We start from the raw sequence: 19,837 nt of genomic DNA on the forward strand, positions 1-19,837 counted from the left end.
GGCGATGCCGTGACAGGCGTCAAGCTGCGGAGTTTAATGAATACCTGTCCTTTGGAGTTGATGCTATGCGTAAGTCTGTCCTGCTGGTTGCTTCCTTTTCCACGATGGTGATGTTGCTCACCGGCTGCCAGTCCAGCCTGACCGGTGACTCCTATTCCCGTGACGAAGCGCGTCGTGTGCAGACGATTCGCATGGGCACCATCGAATCCCTGCGTCCGGTGAAAATCGAAGGCACCAAGACCCCGATCGGCGGCATCGCCGGTGCAGCGGTCGGCGGTGTCGGCGGCAGCGCCATCGGCGGCGGTCGCGGCAGTATCGTCGCGGCAGTCATCGGCGCCGTTGCCGGCGGCCTGATCGGTTCGGCCACCGAAGAAGGCCTGACCCGCGCCCAAGGCGTCGAAATCACCGTCCGTGAAGACGACGGCAGCATGCGCGCCTATGTGCAGCAAGTGCAGGAGAACGAGGTGTTCCGCGTCGGCGAGCGCGTGCGGATCTCGACAGTTGATGGCACGAGCCGCGTTTCGCACTAAGCGAGCGTAGGGTAAGGAAAAACCCCGATCAGGTGACTGGTCGGGGTTTTTTGTTTGTGCGACCTAAGCATTGCAGCTGAGTTGAAAGATGTACGCCGGGTCGTAAATGTTCTTCTCCATTATTTCTTCTAGCGCAGAGAGCTGCGTCCGTGTGAGGTCGTATCCCTCCCATCCCTGTTGGTCTGCGGTCCATCCCATGATTTTTTTCACCTGCTCATCGAATCCGTTGGGTACTTGTTCCTCGAACGCGAGTAGCTCGGTTTCTTTGTCGAAAGCTTCAATCAGATAGAAAATCACGGTTCTACTTTCCTTGTCTTATCTGCAGGTTTGGTCTGTTCGCCAGTCTCTGGATTAAATTCACCGAGGTGACGACCACGTCTGTCGTACATTTCGACGGTTGCGTGCTGTGAGTCCCATTCGAAAATGACCCCTGTCGAAGTTTTCCATCGTTTTCGCAGACCTCCGCCGCCCTTGACGGTAGTTTTCCGGTTTGCCTTCACTGCATCAGGAAACGCAGTGAGATCTGTCGGCGCCGGGTGATATTTGTGAGTAGGAACACTCACCACAATATAAACCGGCTTCACCCCCGACCCTGCCGGAAACACCAGGATGAAATCCTTGTAATCCGGCGGATAAACCGGGTTCACGATGATGCCAGCGGCGGCCTCGGTCGGTGGGTACACCCAGATGTGCGGTGCTTGCGGGGCGGCTTCCAGTTTGGGGATGCCGAGAATGTCAGATCCATCCACCGCTGGTGTCCAGATCAGCTCTATCCCATCGCCCAGATCAGCTATTTGCTGACTACCGCGCACGTTGAACTTCACAACATCGACCATTTCCCATTCGCGGTGCTTGCCGGTGTAAAAGCCGTAACCTTTCAAGCTGCCGTCAACCTGCTGCTCAACCCTGAGGCGAACCCGAATGCGAGCCTGTTTCAGCGCCCGCAGTTGCTCTTCGGTGTACAGCGCGCTATCGCCCAGGCTTGGTGTCCAGAAGAGCGCGACCACCCCGGCCAGCGTGGCAGCTCCTGCTGCGGTGATGGCCGCGGGGGCTGTGAGAGCGGGAATTTGAAGCGCCAGTCGGCCAATGCCTAATGAGACGGTCGAGCCACTGATCGTTTGAAGATCCAGCAAGCCTGCATCGCCCGCTCCGCGAGCACCGAGCCACGCGATTTCCCCGTAGTCCTTGAGGCTATCGGTGGGCACCATGCCCGAAGGGTTGGAGTAATCGATGATGGCGTCCGGCAATTTGCAGGACTTGGCGAAGACACATCCGGCGCGGATGGCTTGTTGTTTTTTTGTGGGGGAGAGCGCCAGCGTGCGTTCGAAGGCTTCCTGCCGGGCGAGCATGGCGTCGTAGGCATTTTGCCGGGCGTCTCGGTCGGCCAGCTCGGTGGCGCTCATCAAGCGGTGGGTGACGTGATGACCGTCACCCGCGGGAGGGTTTTTAATCCTTGGAATATCCTTGTTGCCAGCCACTGCTCGTCCTTTCATTCGTCCATCGGCAGCCCCGAATAAAGGGGCTACGCGACGTTAACGAAGGTCACTGAGCGTGACTGTAGGACGGTTCCTTAATGTGGCTGGGAGTGTTCTCTAATTGACCGCTATACCGCGTTTGCGACTTGCTGCCGCCGTCACCGCATAACCAATCAACGCGGCCATGATCGAGCCGGTCAGGATGCCCATTCGGTCCATTCCCGCGTAATCACTGGCGCCTGGCACGAACGCCAGCGAGCCGACAAACAGACTCATGGTGAAACCGATGCCGCAGAGGATGGCGACGCCCAGCACCTGACCCCAATTGGCGCCCTGGGGCAGGGCGGCGATGCCGGTTTTGACCGAGAGCCAAGTCAGGCCGAACACGCCCAAGGTTTTGCCCAGTAGCAGGCCGATGGCGATGCCCATCGGCACGTGATGGGTGAAGCTGTCGACGGTGACGCCGCTCAGGGACAGGCCGGCGTTGGCGAAAGCGAACAGCGGCAAAATCCCGTAAGCCACCCACGGATGCAGCGCGTGCTCCAGGGTCATCAGCGGCGAGGGTTCGGCATTTTTGGTGCGCAGCGGGATGCAAAACGCCAGCGTCACGCCGGCCAGTGTCGCGTGGACACCGCTTTTGAGCACACACACCCACAGGATCATGCCGATGATCAAGTACGGCCCGAGCTTGACCACGCCGAGCCGGTTCATCGCAATCAGCGCGACGATGCAGGCGCCAGCCAAGGCCAGCGACAGGGTCGAGAGGGTGCCGGAATAGAAAATCGCGATGACGATGATGGCGCCGAGATCGTCGATGATCGCCAAGGTCATCAGGAACAATTTCAGCGACACCGGCACACGTTTGCCGAGCAGGGCCAGCACGCCGAGGGCGAACGCGATATCGGTGGCCATTGGAATGGCCCAGCCGCCCAGCGCTGCCGGGTCGTGGCGGTTGATGAACCAGTAGATCAACGCCGGCACGACCATGCCGCCAATCGCCGCCGCGCCGGGCAGGACGATCTGCGAGGGTTTCGACAATTGGCCGTCGAGGACCTCGCGTTTCACTTCCAGACCGATCAGCAGAAAGAACAGCGCCATCAGCCCGTCGTTGATCCACAGCAGCAACGGTTTGGCGATTTTCAACGCGCCAATCTGCGCCACCACGGGGGTGTCGAGCAGGCCGTTATACAGCCACGACAACGAGGAATTGTTGATGATTAAAGCCAAAGCGGCGGCGGCGATCAGTAGCAGACCGCTGGCGGCTTCCAGCTGGAAGAAACGTGTGAACGTGCTACGCAGAGGCAAGGTCGCTCTCCATCGATGATTCAAAAGGTGGCACACCCTAACCTGTACCGTTAGTTGTTAAAACAAAAGTTATATTCTTTTTTGTTATATGCCTTTACCGGGTTGATGGCTGTGCAGAGCAATGCGCAAAGAGCCTAGCAGTTCCCGGTGTTATTGGGCCTAGGCTGTATCTGTGCGTGCTGTAGGAATTCTCCTAAGCTTGTGCGTTGAGCCTTGAAACAAGGACGACTCTTGCTTGATTCATTGAGATAACCACCATGAGCGACACCCGACAGTGGGCCCGCGAAGCGATCCAGATCATTGAAGCCGACTTCCAGCGCAGCGCCGACACCCACCTGATCCCCTTGCCGCTCCCGGGTTTGCCCGGCGTCGAGTTGTACTTCAAGGATGAATCGAGCCATCCCACTGGCAGCCTCAAACATCGGCTGGCCCGTTCACTGTTCCTGTATGCGTTGTGCAACGGCTGGCTCAAGCCCGGCGCGCCGGTAATCGAGGCGTCGAGCGGTTCGACGGCGATTTCCGAGGCGTATTTCGCGCGGATGTTGGGCTTGCCGTTTATTGCGGTGATGCCCGCGACGACGTCGAAAGAGAAGATTGCGCAGATCGCTTTTTATGGTGGCAACAGCCATCTGGTGGAGGACCCGACGCAGATCTACGCCGAGTCTGAGCGCCTGGCGCGCGAGCATGATGGCCACTTTATCGACCAGTTCACCTATGCCGAGCGCGCGACCGACTGGCGCGCGAACAACAACATTGCCGAGTCGATCTTCCAACAGATGCGCTTCGAGCAGCATCCGGAGCCGAGCTGGCTGATTTCCAGCCCCGGCACCGGCGGCACTACCGCGACGTTGGGTCGTTACGTGCGCTATCGCCAGCATTGCACCCGCGTGCTGTGCGCCGATGCCGAGCGTTCGGTGTTTTTTGACTATTACCAGACGGGCGATGCAAGTTTGCGGCTGGAATACGGTTCGCGAATCGAAGGCATTGGCCGACCTCGGGTGGAAGCGTCGTTCTTGCCGAAGGTGATCGATGCGATGGTCAAGGTGCCGGACGCTTTGTCGTTGGCGGCCATGCATTACCTGGCGCAGCGCCTGGGCCGGCGAGTGGGTGGGTCGAGCGGGACTAACCTGATTGGCGCATTGATCGCGGGCCGGGAAATGGTCGCGGCGGGGCAGTCGGGGTCCATCGTGGCGATCTTGTGCGATGGCGGCGAACGTTATGCCGCGACCTACTACGACGAGGATTGGCTCAAGGGCCAAGGCTACGAGTTGAGCGGATTGATCGAAGCGGTCGCCGCCAGTGCCGAGCGCGGCGAGCCGCTACCCGACAGCGTCCTGCGCGCCAACATCTGAAGCAAAACTGCTGTTGCATGAGCAAGGCGAACCAATGTGGGAGCGAGCTTGCTCGCGATGAGGGCTGAACATTCAACAGATGCGCTGAATCGGAAACCGTCTTCGCGGGCAAGCCTCGCTCCTACAGAGGATTTTTGTCGTGCGAACCAATGTGGGAGCGAGCTTGCTCGCGATGAGGGCTGAACATTCAACAGATTAGTTGACTGGACTTCCGCTATCGCGAGCAAGCTCGCTCCCACAGGGTTTTGCAGTGTTTGCCGATTTCAAGGTCAGGCTGGCAGGCCGAGGATGTCGCGCGCGACGGCTTCGGCGATGCGGATGCCGTCGACGCCCGCTGACAGAATGCCGCCCGCGTAACCTGCGCCTTCACCGGCCGGGAACAGGCCTTTGACGTTCATGCTTTGCATCGACTCGTTGCGGGTAATCCGCAGCGGCGACGACGTGCGTGTCTCGATGCCGGTCAACACCGCGTCATGCAGCGAGTAACCGCGAATCTGCTTTTCAAACGCTGGCAACGCTTCACGGATCGCTTCAATCGCAAATGCTGGCAAAGCCAACGCCAGATCACCCAGTGCCACGCCCGGCTTGTAAGAGGGCTCGACACTGCCCAACTCGGTCGACGGCTTGCCCGCGATAAAGTCGCCGACCAGTTGCGCTGGCGCTTCGTAGTTGCTGCCACCGAGCACAAAAGCGTGGGATTCCAGGCGTTCCTGCAACTCGATGCCGGCCAGTGGACCGCCCGGATAATCGACTTCCGGGGTAATGCCGACAACGATGCCGGAGTTGGCATTTCGCTCGTTGCGCGAATACTGGCTCATGCCGTTGGTGACCACGCGGCCCGGCTCGGATGTGGCCGCGACCACCGTACCGCCCGGGCACATGCAGAAGCTGTAAACCGAACGGCCATTCTTGGCGTGGTGCACCAGTTTGTAGTCGGCGGCCCCGAGTTTCGGGTGGCCAGCGTATTTGCCCAGCCGTGCGCGGTCGATCAGCGACTGCGGGTGTTCAATGCGGAAACCCACCGAGAACGGCTTGGCTTCCATGAACACGCCACGGCCGTGAAGCATGCGGAAGGTGTCGCGGGCGCTGTGGCCGAGGGCCAGAATCACGTGTTTTGAATGAATCTGTTCGCCGCCATCCAGCTCCACGCCGAGCAATTGGCCGTCCTCGATCAACACGTCGGTGACCCGCTGCTGAAAGCGCACTTCGCCGCCCAGCGCACGAATCTGCTCGCGCATGTTTTCCACCACGCCGGTCAGTCGGAACGTACCGATGTGCGGTTTGCTGACGTAGAGAATCTCTTCCGGCGCACCGGCCTTGACGAACTCATGCAGGACTTTGCGGCCGATGAACTTAGGGTCCTTGATTTGGCTGTAAAGCTTGCCGTCGGAGAAAGTCCCCGCGCCGCCCTCACCAAACTGCACGTTGGATTCCGGGTTGAGCACGCTTTTGCGCCACAGGCCCCAAGTGTCTTTGGTGCGCTGACGGACTTCGGTGCCGCGTTCGAGAATGATCGGCTTGAAGCCCATTTGCGCCAGCAACAGCCCGGCGAAAATCCCGCACGGGCCAAAACCGACGACGATCGGCCGTTGCTGCAGATCGGCTGGCGCCTGGCCGACGACTTTGTAGCTGACATCCGGCGCGACGTTGACGTTACGGTCATCGGCGAATTTGTGCAGCAACGCCGCCTCATCCTTGGCGCTGAGGTCGATCGTATAGATGAAGCACAATTCGGAAGACTTCTTGCGCGCATCGTAGCTGCGCTTGAACAAGGTGAAATCGAGCAGTTCATCACTGGCGATGCCCAGGCGCTGGACGATGGCAGGGCGCAGGTCTTCTTCGGGATGGTCGATCGGCAGCTTGAGTTCGGTGATTCGTAACATGACAGGATCCGGGTTCGCGGGGCGCACAACTGCGCCAAGGCGTTTGAAGGCGGCGATTATAAGCCCCAAACGCCGGTCCCGTGAGGCAAAAACGATCAGTCGTTACGCGCCCCGCCGAAATACCCGCAACCGCGCTGCACCTGGCCGTCGATCCGCAGTTCGGCGCTCATATGCTGGACGCTGCCGGTGCTGCTGTCGACGCAACGTTGCGGCGCCACCCAGAGTTCGATGCGCTGGTTATTGGCCTCGGTGCTGAGATTGAAGCGGCCATCGCCGAGTTGCTCTTCCACATAAGGCACGGCCAATGGTGGCTGGCCGGCGCGGTCGATGACCATGCCTTTGCCGCTGACTTTGACGTTCCACTCAGGCCCGTGGCCGGCAGCGCGCAGGATCAGCATCTTGAAATTGGGGTCATCGCACGCCACGCCGGAGCGTTCGACGCGGTACAACTGCTGCAGATCGAGACGGCTTTCGACGAGGCGCCCATTCACATCTGCAAACAGCTTGCCCTGGTCATCGGCGAGGGTCGCAGCCTCCTGCAGGACGCTGGTGCCGCCCGTGTCATTGACCTCGAAACTGCGCTGTTCATTGCACGGCTGAAACATCAGTTTGCCGTCGGCTGCGGTCAACTGGCCCTGCATGCGGGTCTGGCCGACATGCGCGGCACTTTGGCGCGGGCCATCGAGCAACTGGCACGCGGCGAATAACGGAAGCAGGGCGATCAGGACGAGGGAACGGGCAACACGCATCTTTGGTTCTCCAGACAAGTGCCGCCACGTTACGCAGCCTGACCGTTCATCACAACCCCGCCGAATACGACAAACCTTGTAGGAGCAATGCTTGCTCGCGATGACAATCTCGAGAACGCCATCGCGGGCAAGCCATGCTCCTACGGTTCGCGGCGCCTTAACCTACGTGAAAGGTCTGACCGGTTTGCAGGCCTTCGACACTTTTCGCGTAGGCCAACGCCACATCGGCGGCGGGAACCGGCTTGTACCCCCGGAAGTACGGTGCATAACTGCCCATCGCTTCCAGCAGCACCGTCGGGCTGATCGAGTTGATCCGCAGACCGCGCGGCAACTCGATAGCGGCGGCACGCACGAAACTGTCGAGCGCGCCATTCACCAGCGCTGCAGAGGCGCCGCTGCGAATCGGGTCATGGCTGAGCACGCCAGTGGTGAAGGTGAACGAGGCGCCATCATTGGCAAACTCGCGGCCGATCAGCAGCAAATTGACCTGGCCCATCAGTTTGTCGTTGAGGCCCAGCGCAAAACTCTCAGCAGTCATTTCGCCCAGGGGCGCAAAGGTTACGTTACCGGCGGCGCAGACCAGCGCATCGAACTTGCCGGTTTGCGCAAACAGCTTGCGGATCGACCCGCTGTCGCTGATATCCACGTTGAAGTCACCGCTGTTACGCCCGATCCGAATCACTTCATGGCGCTGCGAAAGCTCCTTGTCGACCGCCGAACCAATCGTACCGCCTGCGCCAATCAAAAGAATTTTCATCGTGCTGTTCCTCGAAGTAGTTGAACGAGGGCTCAGTCTAGGGTGGTTTTTTCTGCGGATAAGCGCACTAATGGGCAACCTTTGGTTTTCAATTGGAAACAATCCATGAGCGAAATGGATGACTTGGCGGCGTTCGCCGTGCTGATCGAAGCCGGCAGTTTTACCCTCGCGGCCCAGCAATTGGGCTGCAGCAAGGGTCAGCTATCGAAACGCATCAGCCTGCTGGAATCGCGGTTTTCCGTGGTTTTGCTGCAACGCACCACGCGGCGTTTGAGTTTGACCGCGGCAGGCGCTGCGCTGTTGCCGCAAGCGCAGGCGCTTGTAGTCCAAGTGGAAAGGGCGCGTCAGGCATTGGCGCGTTTGAAGGACGACATGGCCGGACCGGTGCGTATGACGGTTCCGGTTTCGCTCGGGGAAACCTTCTTTGATGGTTTGCTGCTGGAATTCTCCGGCAAGTACCCCGACGTGCAGATCGAACTCGATTTGAGCAACAACTTCCGCGATCTGTCTCGCGACGGTTTTGACCTCGCGGTGCGTTCCGAAGTCGGCAATGACGAACGCCTGGTCGCGCGGCCGTTATTGGCCTGGAATGAAATGACCTGCGCCAGCCCGGCCTACCTTGAGCGATACGGCGAACCGCTGACGCCGCAGGATCTGGCCGAGCATCATTGCCTGCTCAACAGTCATTACAGCGGCCGCGAAGAATGGCTCTACCACCAGCAACATGAATTGCTCCGGGTGCGCGTCTCGGGGCCGTTCGCCAGCAACCATTACAGCCTGCTGAAAAAAGCCGCGCTGGCCGGCGCCGGCATTGCGCGCTTGCCGTCGTACTTGCTGCAAGCGGAATTGGCTGACGGCCGATTGCGCTGGCTCCTGCGCGATTATCAGACGCGTCGGATGCCGATGTACCTGGTTCACCCGTATCAGGGCGGCCTGCCGAAACGCACGCAAGTGCTGGCGGATTATCTGATCGGCTGGTTCAAACGCAGCGGCGAAGCCCTCGACCGACTCCAGCGATAATCTGCGCCCCAACACAACCTTGTGGGAGTTTGTGGGAGTGGAGCAGGCATAAAAAAACGGCCCGAAGGCCGTTTTTTTATTCAACGCTAAACCTCAACCGCCCAAATACGCTTCACGCACTTTCGGATCGGTGAGCAGTGCTTCGCCGGTCCCTTGCATCACCACGCGGCCGTTCTCCAGAACATAGGCGCGGTCAGCAATTTTCAGTGCCTGGTTGGCGTTTTGTTCGACGAGGAACACCGTCACACCGTCCTTGCGCAGTTGTTCGATGATGTCGAAGATCTGCTGGATGATGATCGGTGCCAGGCCGAGCGACGGCTCATCGAGCAGCAGTAGCTTGGGTTTGCTCATCAGCGCACGGCCGATGGCGAGCATTTGCTGTTCGCCGCCGGACATGGTGCCGCCGCGTTGGGCGAAACGCTCTTTCAGGCGTGGGAAAAGTCCGAGAACCTTGTCCATCTGTTCCTGATAGTCGCCCTTGTCGGTGAAAAATCCGCCCATCGCGAGGTTTTCTTCAACGGTCAGACGGGCAAACACCCGACGACCTTCCGGCACCACGGCAATGCTCTTGCGCATGATCTGCGCGGAGCTCTGGCCGACGAGTTCTTCGCCCATGTATTTGATGCTGCCGCTGTGCGCTTGCGGCGAACCGCAGAGGGTCATCAGCAAGGTCGATTTACCCGCGCCGTTGGCACCGATCAGGGTGACGATTTCGCCTTGGCGGATTTCCACGTTGACGCTGTGCAGCGCCTGGATCTTGCCGTAGAAGGTGGAAACGTTTTCGAATTGCAGCATTTACGCTTCCCCCAGGTAGGCTTTGATCACTTCAGGATTGTCGCGGATCTGCGCCGGCGTGCCGTCGGCCAGAGGCGTGCCCTGGTTGATCACAACGATGTGGTCGGAAATGCTCATGACCAGTTTCATGTCGTGCTCGATCAGCAGCACGGTGACGTTGTGCTCCTCGCGCAACATGCTGATCAGCGCTTTGAGGTCTTCGGTTTCCTTCGGGTTCAGACCAGCGGCCGGTTCGTCGAGCATGAGGATCCGCGGACGGGTCATCATGCAACGGGCGATTTCCAGACGACGTTGCTGACCGTAAGCCAAGGTGCCGGCAGGACGGTTGGCGAATGCCGTGAGGTTGACCTTGTCCAGCCAGAACTCGGCAAATTCCATCGCTTCGCGCTCGCTTTTGCGAAACGCCGGGGTCTTGAACAGGCCCGCGAGGAAGTTGGTATTCAAGTGACGGTGCTGCGCGATCAAGAGGTTCTCGACCGCCGTCATGTCCTTGAACAGCCGCACGTTTTGGAAGGTCCGTACCACGCCTTTGCGGGCGATCTCGTGGCCGGGCAGGCCTTCAATCGCCTGACCGTCGAGCAGGATGCTGCCGCCGCTCGGTTTGTAGAAACCGGTCAGGCAGTTGAACACCGTGGTCTTGCCGGCGCCGTTCGGGCCGATCAGCGCCACAACCTGTTTTTCGTGCACGGTCAGGGCCACGCCGTTGACCGCCAGCAAGCCGCCGAAGCGCATGCTCAGATTTTCGACTTTAAGGATCTCGCGGCTCATTTGCGCAGCTCCATGTGTGGACGTTGCATGGGCAGCAGACCCTGAGGACGCCAAATCATCATCAGCACCATCAAGGCGCCGAACATCAACATGCGGTATTCACTGAACTCACGCATCATTTCCGGCAACAGGATCATCACCACGGCCGCGAGGATCACGCCCAGTTGCGAGCCCATGCCGCCCAACACGACGATGGCGAGAATGATCGCCGACTCGATGAAGGTGAAGGACTCCGGCGTCACCAGACCCTGACGGGCAGCGAAGAAACTGCCGGCAAAACCGGCGAAACTCGCGCCGAGGGTGAAGGCCGACAGCTTGATCACCGTAGGATTGAGGCCCAGTGCACGGCAGGCAATTTCGTCTTCGCGCAGCGCTTCCCACGCGCGGCCGATCGGCATGCGCAGCAAACGGTTGATCACGAACAACGCCGCCAACGCCAGCAGCAACGCGACCAGGTAAAGGAAAATCACCTTGTTGATCGAGTTGTATTGCAGGCCGAAATACTCGTGGAACGTCTGCATGCCCTCAGCCGCTTTGCGCTCGAAGGTCAGGCCGAAGAACGTTGGTTTCTCGATGTTGCTGATGCCGTTCGGGCCACCGGTGATGTCGGTGAGGTTACGCAGGAACAGACGGATGATTTCACCGAAGCCCAGCGTCACGATCGCCAGATAGTCACCGCGCAAACGCAGCACTGGGAAGCCGAGCAGGAAGCCAAACGTCGCCGCCATCAAACCGGCCACCGGCAGGCACACCCAGAAACTCCAACCCAGATAGTGCGACAACAGCGCATAGCTGTAGGCGCCGACGGCGTAGAAACCGACATAACCGAGGTCGAGCAGGCCGGCCAGACCGACGACGATGTTCAGGCCGAGGCCGAGCATCACGTAGATCAGGATCAGCGTCGCGATGTCCACCGCGCCGCGCGAACCGAAGAACGGCCACACCAGAGCGCCGATGATCAGCGCAATGATGATCCAGCGCTGGGTGGTCGGCAGGGTCAGGAAGTTGCTGGCCTTGGCCGGAATCAGCGGCATCGACGGCGAGGATTTCCACGCCTTGCTGATCGGGTCGTCGAAAAGCACCCGCAAGAACATCAGGACCGAACAGATGGCGATGATCGCCAGTGTCATGTTGCTGGTGCCGTGAACTTCCAGGTTGATGCCGACGATGGTCAGTTTCAAGCCGAGTACCGGGTAGGCGACAGCCCAGACCAGCAGGGCGCTGAACAGCGCCTGTTTGAGATTCCTAGTCATACTTTTTCAACCTCCGGACGGCCCAGAATGCCGGTCGGCCGGAACAACAGAACCAGAACCAACAAGCCGAATGCCACGACGTCCTTGTATTGGTCGCCGAAGATATCGGCGCCAAAGGCTTCCGCCACCCCGAGCACCAACCCGCCGAGCATCGCGCCGGGGATGCTGCCGATGCCGCCGAGTACCGCAGCGGTGAAGGCTTTGAGGCCGACGAGGAAACCGGCGTTCGGGTTGATCACGCCGTATTGCATGCTCAGCAGCACGGCCGCAACGGCCGCCAGCGCAGCACCGATGACGAAGGTCAGGGCGATGATGTTGTTGGTGTTGATGCCCAGCAGGTTGGCCATCTTGATGTCTTCGGCACAGGCACGGCAGGCGCGACCCAGGCGAGAGCGGGAGATGAACAGCGTCAGGCCGAGCATGGCGACCAGGGTCACCACAAACACCACGATTTGCATGTAGGAAATCAGCACTTCATGTGCGCCACCTGGCCCGAACGAGAGATTGCCGGGGATCAGGTTGGGGATGGATTTGTCCTTGGAGTCTTGCGCCAGCAGAACGGTGTTCTGCAGGAAGATCGACATGCCGATGGCCGAAATCAGCGGAATCAGACGGTTGCTGCCACGCAAGGGGCGATAGGCAACCCGTTCGATGCTGTAGCCGTAGGCACTGCAGACGACGATGCTCGCGATAAAACCTGCGGTCATCAAGAGCGGGACACTGTCGAGTCCCATCATGGCCAGCCCGGCGATGGCGATGAACGCCACGTAGGAACCGATCATGTACACCTCGCCGTGGGCGAAGTTGATCATTCCAATGATGCCGTAAACCATCGTATAGCCGATGGCGATCAAGGCATACGTGCTGCCAACGGTCAGGCCGTTAACCAGCTGCTGGAAGAAGTGATAGATGTCAGGCATTACAGCGCTCCTAAAAACCTGATACGCATTTCACTGGTGGAGTCATTTTCCCGCTCGAGCCCCGTGGATCTGCATCCACTTCGAAATCGAGGTTTGCCAGCGAACCGCTGATGACGGTTTTGAGATTTTCAGGTGGGGAGACTGGCGGATCACGCCAGCGCGGCCCAATACGTTCGTAAAACAAAGCCCACGGCACGCCGTGGGCTTTGTGGGCAGTCAGTCAGGCAAGGCCTTACTGAGGCGAAGCTTCAGTTTTTGGTTTGCCGAAGTGCCACTCGTAAACCACAAATTTGAAGTCCTTCAGGTCGCCTTTCGCGTCGAAGCTCAGGTCGCCAGTCGGGGTCTTGAAGGTACCGGCGTGGATAGCTTCAGCCACTTTCGCGGTGTCTTCGCTTTTGGCGGCAGTGATGGCGCCGGCGATGACTTCAACAGCCGAGTAGGACGGGAACACGAACGGACCGCTTGGGTCTTCTTTCTTCGCTTTGAACGCATCAGCCAGGGCAATGTTGGCCGGATCCTGGTCGAAGGATTTCGGCAGGGTTACCAGCAGACCTTCGGAAGCGTCTTTGGCGATCTGCGAAATCGAGTCGTTACCCACGCCTTCCGGACCCATGAACTTGGCTTTGAGGCCTTTTTCCTGTGCTTGACGCAGGATCAGGCCCAGTTCCGGGTGGTAGCCGCCGTAGTAAACGAAGTCGACGTTGGCTTGCTTGAGTTTGGCGATCATCGAGGAGAAGTCCTTGTCGCCGGCATTGATGCCTTCGAACACGGCAACCTTGGTGCCTTTCTTCTCGAGAGTCTGTTTGACCGCGGTAGCGATGCCTTCACCGTATTGCTGTTTGTCGTGCAGCACAGCAACGATTTTCGGTTTGACGTGATCAGCGATGTAGTTACCGGCGGCAGGGCCCTGGGCGCTGTCCAGACCGATAGTACGGAAGATCATTTTGTAACCACGGGAAGTGATGTCCGGGCTGGTGGCAGCCGGGGTGATCATGATCACGCCTTCGTCTTCGTAGATGTCCGAAGCCGGTTGAGTGGAGCTGGAGCACAGGTGACCGACCACGAACTTGACGCCGTCGTTGACGACTTTGTTGGCGACCGCTACCGCTTGTTTCGGATCACAGGCATCGTCGTATTCAACAGCTTCGAGCTTCTTGCCGTCGACGCCGCCCTTGGCGTTGATCTGCTCGATGGCCATTCTTGCGCCACTGAACTGCATGTCGCCGTATTGGGCTACAGGGCCGGTTTTAGGGCCGGCAATACCGATTTTGATGGTGTCAGCTGCGAACGAATGGCTGGCAACCCCGGCCAGAACCATAGCGGCAAACAGTTTGGAAATCTGCTTAGTAGCCTTAGTCATAGTGCTCCACTCTTACTGTTGTAGTTTTTATAGTCCTGGCGCCGTAGCAGCAGAACCGGGTCAGATATCTTCGATATCCTCCGGAAAATGCCCCCGGCAACTGTACCGGTACAGTGTAGAGCGCCGATTGTCAGCCTGGGAAGCTGGCGCCATGGGGCAAATCCTGAGGGTGTCGCTTTTTTGAAAGAAAAATACAGAATCGCGGCGGGGGTTCAGGCTGATATCCAGCAATCCTTGGCTCTCCTGCACTTTTCATTCGGTCAATCAATTGCATCCGGGTTTGTCTGCCGGACCACCGACGTTATTATTCGCGTCGATTTCTTTTCCGGACAGAGCCCATGACTGAAGAACCTAGCACCCTCTATGCCAAGCTGCTTGGTGAGACCGCATCTATTACGTGGAAAGAACTCGAACCGTTCTTCGCCAAGGGTGCCCTATTGTGGGTCGACCCGAGCCTGGATTTGATCGCTGCCGCCGAGGCCGTGGCCACCGATGAAGGCGAGAAAGTCGCTGCCTGGCTGGCTGACGACAGCCTCGCCAAGCTCTCTGAAACGCGGGCGCTGGATCTTTTCGAGCGCGATCCGGAGCTGTGGGCAGTGGTGGTTTCGCCGTGGATTCTGATCCAGGAAAGGGCGAACGGTTGAACGCTCGCACCAAACCAGTGCGCCTATCTGCCGACTAAAAGTGTGTAGCCGAGTAGCGTGATGGCACCTTGCCGTGGAGAAAGGCCACAGAAGGTTCTTGGCGAGGGTGACGTAAACGTAACGGGAACAGTTTAGTGAGCCTGCTAACGGCTGATTAATTGTTTCTGAATGTTGGGCAAAACAATAAAAAAGGAGCCACAGATGGTTGCCACTTTACCTTCGCTCGGGTTCGCCGGAATCGGCTTGATGGGTTTGCCGATGTGCCAGCGTTTACTGGCGGCGGGCTATCCGCTGACGGTGTGGAATCGCAACCCGGACAAATGCGCGGCGCTGGTGGCTGCGGGCGCACGGCAAGCCGCGACACCGGCTGAGCTGCGCACACACGCCGACGTGGTGATGCTGTGCCTGGCGGACACGGCGGTGGTGCGCGAAGTGGTGTTCGGCCCGAACGGCATCGCTGCAGGTGGGAAAAGTCCTCAGTTAGTGGTGGATTTTTCCAGCCTCGAACCAACCGCCACCCGGGAAATGGCCGCTGCGCTGTTCAGCCAGACCGGCATGCGCTGGCTCGACGCGCCGGTATCCGGCGGCGTGGTCGGCGCCGAGGCGGGCAGCCTGGCGATCATGGTCGGCGGCGCGGCGGCGGACCTTGAACGGGTCAGGCCGGTATTACTCACCCTCGGCCAACGCGTCACGCACATGGGCGACGTCGGCGCCGGTCAGGTGACCAAGGCCTGCAATCAGATGATCGTTGCCTGCAATGCGCTGGTGATCGCCGAAGTAGTGGCGCTGGCCGAGCGTTCGGGCGTCGATGCCAGCCTGATCGCCGAAGCCTTGGCCGGTGGCTTTGCCGATTCCCGACCGCTGCAGATCCTCGCGCCGCAAATGGCCGAGAGCCGTTTCGAACCGGTGAAATGGCACGTGCGCACCTTGCTCAAGGATCTCGACACAGCGGTTAAGTTTTCTCGCGAGCAAGGCTCGGCCACGCCGATCAGCGGATTGGCCGCACAACTGATGCGCCTGCATGGGGGCCAGGGCTTTTTGGAAAAGGATCCGTCGACGCTAGTGCAGTTGTACCGCGCGCCAGATTCAGCGCAGTGACCATGTGCGCGTGCTGGCGCCGGTTGATTTCGTCGAGCACCGCACGGATTTCATCCAGCGGTACCGGGCGACTCAGCAGGTAACCCTGAACGAAGTCGCAGCCGTGGCGTTCGAGAAACTGGTATTGCTCCAGCGTCTCGACGCCTTCGGTGACCACCTGCAAGTGCAGGGTGTGCGCCATGACGATGATCGCCTGGACGATCTCCATGTCCTGAGTCGCCTTGGGAATGTCCTGAATAAACGAGCGGTCGATTTTCAGCGTGTTCAGCGGCAGGCGCTTGAGGTAGGCCAGCGATGAATAACCAGTGCCGAAGTCGTCGATCGACAACGAAACGCCGAGCGCACGAATCTGCCGCAGCAGCACCAGGCTGTTGGCAATATTGCCCATCAGCGCATTTTCCGTGACCTCCAGTTCAAGGCGCTCAGGGGCCACGCCAGTGACGTGGAGGATCTGTTCGATTTCATTGGCCAGCTCTTCGCGCGTCAGGTTCAGCGGTGAGCAGTTGACCGCGATCTTCAATTCCTCGCAGCCATGCCGGGACAATTCGCCCAAGTCCGCGCAGGCCCGGCGCAGCACCCAATTGTCCAGTTCGGCGATCAAGCCATTGGCCTCGGCGATGGCGATAAAACGATCCGGCGCCAACAGTCCGTGAATCGGATGTTGCCAGCGCACCAGCGCTTCCAGTTTGGTGACCTTGGCGTTTTTCAGGTCGTAGATCGGTTGGTAATACAGCAGCAACCCAGAATCTTCGCGCAGGGCGTGGCGCAATTCCTCTTCCAGTTGCAGCTCCATCGTTGCCCGGGTCCGCAGGTTGGGGCTGAAGAAATGCAGGCTGTTGCGACCGCTGCCCTTGGATTGGTAGAGCGCCAGATCGGCGTTTTTCAGCAGTTCTTCGCAGGTCTTGCCGTCCTCGGGAAACAAGCTGATACCAATGCTGGTGGTCATGACCATGCGCCGCCCGGACAGCTCGATCGGCTCCTTCATTTTCAGCATGATGCGCTGGGCCATGTGCCGCGCTTCCTCGCGATCGCGCAGGCTGATGAGCAGGCAGAATTCGTCGCCACCAAACCGCGCAACCACGTCGTCATGCCCGCGAACCGAGCCCTTGATGTGCTGGGCAAGGACTTTGAGCAGCTCGTCACCGGCGTCGTGGCCGAGGCTGTCGTTGATGCGTTTGAAGTGGTCGATGTCGAGGAAAATCACCGCGAGCAAGCCGCCGTTCTGGGTTTTCTCGTTGAGTTTCTCGGCAAAGATGTGGTTGAAGCCGCGACGGTTGAGCAGGTTGGTCAGGGCGTCGTAATTGGCTACTTGTTGCAACGACACGCGCGCCTGATCGAGTTGGCTGAGCAGGGCGTTGACCCGGCGCAGGTCGAATTCCTTGTTTTGCAGTTTCTTGTCGGCCAGCGCCGCGCTGATGCAACTGCCGATGATCAGCAACGTGATGATCGCCACGGTCAGCCCGAGTTGCAGGTGATTGTTCTCGCCGGGCAGCGTCGGCAGGCTGCCAACGGGCAGCACCAGGGTCAGTGCCGCCATGCCGGTGAAGTGCATGCTGACGATGCCGGCGCCGAGCACCAGGCTGGCGGTGTATTTGAGCACCTGGTGAAACATTCCGTTGCCGTCGCGCAGATGGCTGGAAATCAGCAGTGCGGCGAGGCTGGCGCCGATGGCGATGACAATCGACAGCACGAACAGCGTCGGGTCGTAATAAGTAGTGGCCGCCGAGCGCATCGCGGCCATGCCGACGTAATGCATGGTCGCGATGCCGAGGCCGATGCACACCGCCGCGCGCAGCAGTTGCCAGAATGTCACGTGAGGATGGCTGAGCGTGTGCATCGCCAGCCACGACGCCGTCAGCGCGAAGACCAGCGAGAGCAGGGTGATCGGCAGTTGGTAATTGACTTCAATCGGTATCTGGAACGCGAGCATGCTGATGAAATGCATGGCCCAGATGCCGCCCGCCAGGCACCCGGCACCGACCCAGCGCCAAAGTCGTTGCGAGCCGGGTTTTTCGACATGGCCAACACGCTCGGTCATGTCCAGCGTGGCGAAACCGGCTGCGCAGGCCACTACATAGGCGAGCAACACCAGAAACGGGTTGTGCGTGCAGTCGAGAATCACCTGCCCACTTTCCGGCAGCTCGGTAAGGAACTGCAAACCAAGCCACTCCATAGCGCGCCCCATTCACCCGTCATCCCGGCCAGCGTCATAAACGTCGGCGAATGCATTGGAGTATAGAGGCCATGCATAGAGTTCAAGCCGTAGTGGCACGGTGAGGTCAATGATTTCGATATGGGATTAATAGCGATCTGCGCTATCGGCACCGACTTGTAGGAGCTGAGCTTGCTCGCGAAAGCGGTAGGCCAGTCAACGTGCGTGGCGACTGACAGATCGCAATCGCGAGCAAGCTCGGCTCCCACAGGTGCGGGGCGGTGTAGGTGGGTGAGGGGGGCGGTGTGGCATGGTTCGATATCAGGCTGGCGAATGATGACAGACACGCCGAGCGCGCCTGACTAGATTGCAGACTCCGGGGGCAGCCACGCCTTCATAACAATAAAAGAGACGGACCCCATGCAGAACTCGACCCAAGCGGCGAATGCCTGGCGCATTCTGTTTTTGCTGTTCCTGGCCAACCTGTTCAACTTCTTTGATCGGACCATTCCGGCGATCATCATCGAGCCAATCCGCATGGAATGGCACCTCAGCGACTTCCAACTGGGGATCATCGGCACTGCATTCACCATCGTTTACGCAATCGCCGGCCTGCCGCTAGGGCGCATGGCCGACACCGGCTCGCGCGCCAAACTGATGGGCTGGGGCCTGGCGGCGTGGAGCGGGCTGACGGCGGTTAACGGTCTGGTCGGCAGTTTCTGGACGTTTTTGCTGGTGCGCATGGGCATCGGCATCGGCGAAGCCAGCTACGCGCCAGCCGCCAATTCGCTGATCGGCGATCTGTTCCCCGCCCACCGTCGTGCGCGGGCGATGGGGATTTTCATGCTTGGTTTGCCATTGGGGCTGCTGCTGGCGTTTTTCACCATCGGCTGGATGGTCAAGACCTTCGACAGTTGGCGCGCGCCGTTTTTCATCGCGGCGGTGCCGGGCTTGGTGCTTGCGGTGTTCATGTTTTTCATCAAGGAACCGAAGCGCGGCGCGGCCGAAAGCGTGCAGGTTTCGCAGGAACGCGTAGATCGGCCGATTCGCCGCGTGCTGGCGGTGCCGACCTTCCTGTGGCTGGTGCTGGCCGGGCTGTGCTTCAACTTCGCGACCTATGCGTGCAACTCGTTTCTGGTGCCGATGTTGCAGCGCTACTTTTTGATGCCTTTGCACGAGGCGGCGGTGGCGACCGGGGTGATTGTCGGGGTGACCGGGTTGTTCGGTCTGACCTTGGGCGGGTTTGTCGCCGACAAGATTCACCAGCGGGTCGCGAATGGGCGGCTGCTGTTTGCCGCGTTCAGCCTGATCATCTCGACGGTGTGCACGGCGTGGGCGCTGCACGCGGGGCGGATTGAAATTGGGATGTTCGTCGCGGTGTTCAGTTTGGGCTGGTTGTTTGCCTACAACTTCTACACCTGCGTTTACACGGCGATCCAGGACGTGGTCGAACCGCGCTTGCGGGCGACGGCGATGGCACTGTTTTTTGCCGGTCTGTATTTGCTTGGCGGCGGTTTGGGGCCCGTGGTAGTCGGCGGATTGTCCGATCACTTCGCGCATACAGCGATGTTGGCGGCGGGCGCCGAGCAGATGACCGAAGCGTTCAAGGCTGTCGGCCTGCACGACGCGATGTACCTGATCCCGGTGGCGCTGTTTTTCACCATGGTGTTTCTGTTCATGGCGTCGCGCTGTTTTGTGCGCGATGCGCAGCGGATGAAGGATGGATTGGTGGCTGTTGTTGAGCCGAAAGTTGCTGCAGTGACGGCCTGATCGCCA

18 protein-coding genes are annotated in these 19,837 nt (G+C 59.6%); 6 read left to right on the forward strand and 12 right to left on the reverse strand.

Annotated features, from left to right (window positions below; translation table 11 throughout):
* Positions 1–65 precede the first annotated feature (65 nt).
* Positions 66–530 (forward strand): glycine zipper 2TM domain-containing protein, encoded by a 465-nt coding sequence (locus FBY12_RS10020; RefSeq protein ID WP_092272142.1) that lies wholly within the window; start codon positions 66–68, stop codon positions 528–530.
* Between the two features lie 63 nt (positions 531–593).
* Here FBY12_RS10020 and FBY12_RS10025 read toward each other — a convergent pair whose 3' ends face one another.
* The 3 genes from FBY12_RS10025 to nhaA form a co-directional block, all read right to left on the reverse strand.
* Positions 594–827 (reverse strand): hypothetical protein, encoded by a 234-nt coding sequence (locus FBY12_RS10025; protein WP_371927404.1) that lies wholly within the window; start codon positions 825–827, stop codon positions 594–596.
* Positions 824–2,008 (reverse strand): colicin E3/pyocin S6 family cytotoxin, encoded by a 1,185-nt coding sequence (locus FBY12_RS10030; protein ID WP_145252762.1) that lies wholly within the window; start codon positions 2,006–2,008, stop codon positions 824–826. The genes FBY12_RS10025 and FBY12_RS10030 overlap by 4 nt, the downstream gene beginning before the upstream one ends.
* A 114-nt stretch (positions 2,009–2,122) precedes the next feature.
* Positions 2,123–3,310, reverse strand: coding sequence for a Na+/H+ antiporter NhaA (nhaA, locus tag FBY12_RS10035; protein WP_121757264.1), 1,188 nt, complete (start codon positions 3,308–3,310; stop codon positions 2,123–2,125).
* Positions 3,311–3,567: 257 nt separating this feature from the next.
* On the opposite strand from nhaA, the gene FBY12_RS10040 reads away from it, so the two are divergent.
* Positions 3,568–4,662 (forward strand): PLP-dependent cysteine synthase family protein, encoded by a 1,095-nt coding sequence (locus FBY12_RS10040; RefSeq protein ID WP_145252763.1) that lies wholly within the window; start codon positions 3,568–3,570, stop codon positions 4,660–4,662.
* A gap of 269 nt (positions 4,663–4,931) precedes the next feature.
* Here the strand turns inward: FBY12_RS10040 and FBY12_RS10050 are convergent, their stop codons facing one another.
* The 3 genes from FBY12_RS10050 to FBY12_RS10060 form a co-directional block, all read right to left on the reverse strand.
* The gene (locus FBY12_RS10050; protein WP_145252764.1) at positions 4,932–6,545 is read right to left on the reverse strand and encodes an NAD(P)/FAD-dependent oxidoreductase; all 1,614 of its coding nucleotides are present in this window, start codon (positions 6,543–6,545) and stop codon (positions 4,932–4,934) included.
* A gap of 95 nt (positions 6,546–6,640) precedes the next feature.
* The gene (locus tag FBY12_RS10055; protein ID WP_145252765.1) at positions 6,641–7,294 is read right to left on the reverse strand and encodes a COG3650 family protein; all 654 of its coding nucleotides are present in this window, start codon (positions 7,292–7,294) and stop codon (positions 6,641–6,643) included.
* A gap of 157 nt (positions 7,295–7,451) precedes the next feature.
* Positions 7,452–8,051 carry a short chain dehydrogenase gene (locus FBY12_RS10060; RefSeq protein WP_145252766.1) on the reverse strand — a complete coding sequence of 200 codons (600 nt, stop codon included), beginning with the start codon at positions 8,049–8,051 and terminating at the stop codon, positions 7,452–7,454.
* Positions 8,052–8,156: 105 nt separating this feature from the next.
* Between FBY12_RS10060 and FBY12_RS10065 the strand changes: the two genes are divergently transcribed.
* Complete coding sequence (locus FBY12_RS10065) at positions 8,157–9,071, forward strand: LysR family transcriptional regulator (RefSeq protein WP_101209352.1); 915 nt, start codon at positions 8,157–8,159, stop codon at positions 9,069–9,071.
* A gap of 93 nt (positions 9,072–9,164) precedes the next feature.
* Here FBY12_RS10065 and FBY12_RS10070 read toward each other — a convergent pair whose 3' ends face one another.
* The 5 genes from FBY12_RS10070 to FBY12_RS10090 form a co-directional block, all read right to left on the reverse strand.
* On the reverse strand, positions 9,165–9,866 hold the full coding sequence (locus FBY12_RS10070; protein ID WP_054046931.1) for an ABC transporter ATP-binding protein: 702 nt from the start codon (positions 9,864–9,866) through the stop codon (positions 9,165–9,167).
* The gene (gene livG / locus FBY12_RS10075; protein ID WP_092272117.1) at positions 9,867–10,634 is read right to left on the reverse strand and encodes a high-affinity branched-chain amino acid ABC transporter ATP-binding protein LivG; all 768 of its coding nucleotides are present in this window, start codon (positions 10,632–10,634) and stop codon (positions 9,867–9,869) included. It lies immediately after the preceding gene.
* Positions 10,631–11,887 (reverse strand): high-affinity branched-chain amino acid ABC transporter permease LivM, encoded by a 1,257-nt coding sequence (locus tag FBY12_RS10080; protein WP_092272115.1) that lies wholly within the window; start codon positions 11,885–11,887, stop codon positions 10,631–10,633. The genes livG and FBY12_RS10080 overlap by 4 nt, the downstream gene beginning before the upstream one ends.
* Complete coding sequence (livH, locus tag FBY12_RS10085) at positions 11,884–12,807, reverse strand: high-affinity branched-chain amino acid ABC transporter permease LivH (RefSeq protein WP_092272113.1); 924 nt, start codon at positions 12,805–12,807, stop codon at positions 11,884–11,886. The genes FBY12_RS10080 and livH overlap by 4 nt, the downstream gene beginning before the upstream one ends.
* Before the next feature lie 232 nt (positions 12,808–13,039).
* On the reverse strand, positions 13,040–14,167 hold the full coding sequence (locus FBY12_RS10090) for a branched-chain amino acid ABC transporter substrate-binding protein (protein WP_121731024.1): 1,128 nt from the start codon (positions 14,165–14,167) through the stop codon (positions 13,040–13,042).
* Between the two features lie 338 nt (positions 14,168–14,505).
* Here FBY12_RS10090 and FBY12_RS10095 point away from each other — a divergent pair, with 338 nt between their 5' ends.
* Both FBY12_RS10095 and FBY12_RS10100 read left to right on the forward strand, forming a co-directional pair.
* Positions 14,506–14,811: a DUF2288 domain-containing protein gene (locus FBY12_RS10095; RefSeq protein WP_145252767.1), complete on the forward strand. Its 306-nt coding sequence runs from the start codon at positions 14,506–14,508 to the stop codon at positions 14,809–14,811.
* Positions 14,812–15,012: 201 nt separating this feature from the next.
* Positions 15,013–15,909: an NAD(P)-dependent oxidoreductase gene (locus tag FBY12_RS10100; protein WP_145252768.1), complete on the forward strand. Its 897-nt coding sequence runs from the start codon at positions 15,013–15,015 to the stop codon at positions 15,907–15,909.
* On the opposite strand, the gene FBY12_RS10105 is transcribed toward FBY12_RS10100, so the two are convergent.
* The gene (locus FBY12_RS10105; protein ID WP_145252769.1) at positions 15,800–18,082 is read right to left on the reverse strand and encodes a bifunctional diguanylate cyclase/phosphodiesterase; all 2,283 of its coding nucleotides are present in this window, start codon (positions 18,080–18,082) and stop codon (positions 15,800–15,802) included. The two genes, FBY12_RS10100 and FBY12_RS10105, sit on opposite strands and share 110 nt — an antisense overlap.
* 399 nt (positions 18,083–18,481) lie before the next feature.
* On the opposite strand from FBY12_RS10105, the gene FBY12_RS10110 reads away from it, so the two are divergent.
* Complete coding sequence (locus FBY12_RS10110) at positions 18,482–19,831, forward strand: MFS transporter (protein WP_145252770.1); 1,350 nt, start codon at positions 18,482–18,484, stop codon at positions 19,829–19,831.
* The last annotated feature ends 6 nt before the right edge of the window (positions 19,832–19,837 follow it).

The sequence above is a fragment of the Pseudomonas sp. SJZ131 genome (assembly GCF_007828705.1).
In the GTDB taxonomy this organism is placed as follows: Bacteria; Pseudomonadota; Gammaproteobacteria; order Pseudomonadales; family Pseudomonadaceae; genus Aquipseudomonas; species Aquipseudomonas prosekii.

What these genes read in the sequence shown, in the direction of transcription:
- FBY12_RS10020 (WP_092272142.1), top strand. Translation starts at nt 66, where the DNA reads ATGCGTAAGTCTGTCCTGCTGGTTGCTTCCTTTTCCACGATGGTGATG.
- FBY12_RS10040 (WP_145252763.1), top strand. Translation starts at nt 3,568, where the DNA reads ATGAGCGACACCCGACAGTGGGCCCGCGAAGCGATCCAGATCATTGAA.
- FBY12_RS10050 (WP_145252764.1), bottom strand. Translation starts at nt 6,545, where the DNA reads ATGTTACGAATCACCGAACTCAAGCTGCCGATCGACCATCCCGAAGAA.
- FBY12_RS10055 (WP_145252765.1), bottom strand. Translation starts at nt 7,294, where the DNA reads ATGCGTGTTGCCCGTTCCCTCGTCCTGATCGCCCTGCTTCCGTTATTC.
- FBY12_RS10060 (WP_145252766.1), bottom strand. Translation starts at nt 8,051, where the DNA reads ATGAAAATTCTTTTGATTGGCGCAGGCGGTACGATTGGTTCGGCGGTC.
- FBY12_RS10065 (WP_101209352.1), top strand. Translation starts at nt 8,157, where the DNA reads ATGAGCGAAATGGATGACTTGGCGGCGTTCGCCGTGCTGATCGAAGCC.
- FBY12_RS10070 (WP_054046931.1), bottom strand. Translation starts at nt 9,866, where the DNA reads ATGCTGCAATTCGAAAACGTTTCCACCTTCTACGGCAAGATCCAGGCG.
- livG (WP_092272117.1), bottom strand. Translation starts at nt 10,634, where the DNA reads ATGAGCCGCGAGATCCTTAAAGTCGAAAATCTGAGCATGCGCTTCGGC.
- FBY12_RS10080 (WP_092272115.1), bottom strand. Translation starts at nt 11,887, where the DNA reads ATGACTAGGAATCTCAAACAGGCGCTGTTCAGCGCCCTGCTGGTCTGG.
- livH (WP_092272113.1), bottom strand. Translation starts at nt 12,807, where the DNA reads ATGCCTGACATCTATCACTTCTTCCAGCAGCTGGTTAACGGCCTGACC.
- FBY12_RS10090 (WP_121731024.1), bottom strand. Translation starts at nt 14,167, where the DNA reads ATGACTAAGGCTACTAAGCAGATTTCCAAACTGTTTGCCGCTATGGTT.
- FBY12_RS10095 (WP_145252767.1), top strand. Translation starts at nt 14,506, where the DNA reads ATGACTGAAGAACCTAGCACCCTCTATGCCAAGCTGCTTGGTGAGACC.
- FBY12_RS10100 (WP_145252768.1), top strand. Translation starts at nt 15,013, where the DNA reads ATGGTTGCCACTTTACCTTCGCTCGGGTTCGCCGGAATCGGCTTGATG.
- FBY12_RS10105 (WP_145252769.1), bottom strand. Translation starts at nt 18,082, where the DNA reads ATGGAGTGGCTTGGTTTGCAGTTCCTTACCGAGCTGCCGGAAAGTGGG.
- FBY12_RS10110 (WP_145252770.1), top strand. Translation starts at nt 18,482, where the DNA reads ATGCAGAACTCGACCCAAGCGGCGAATGCCTGGCGCATTCTGTTTTTG.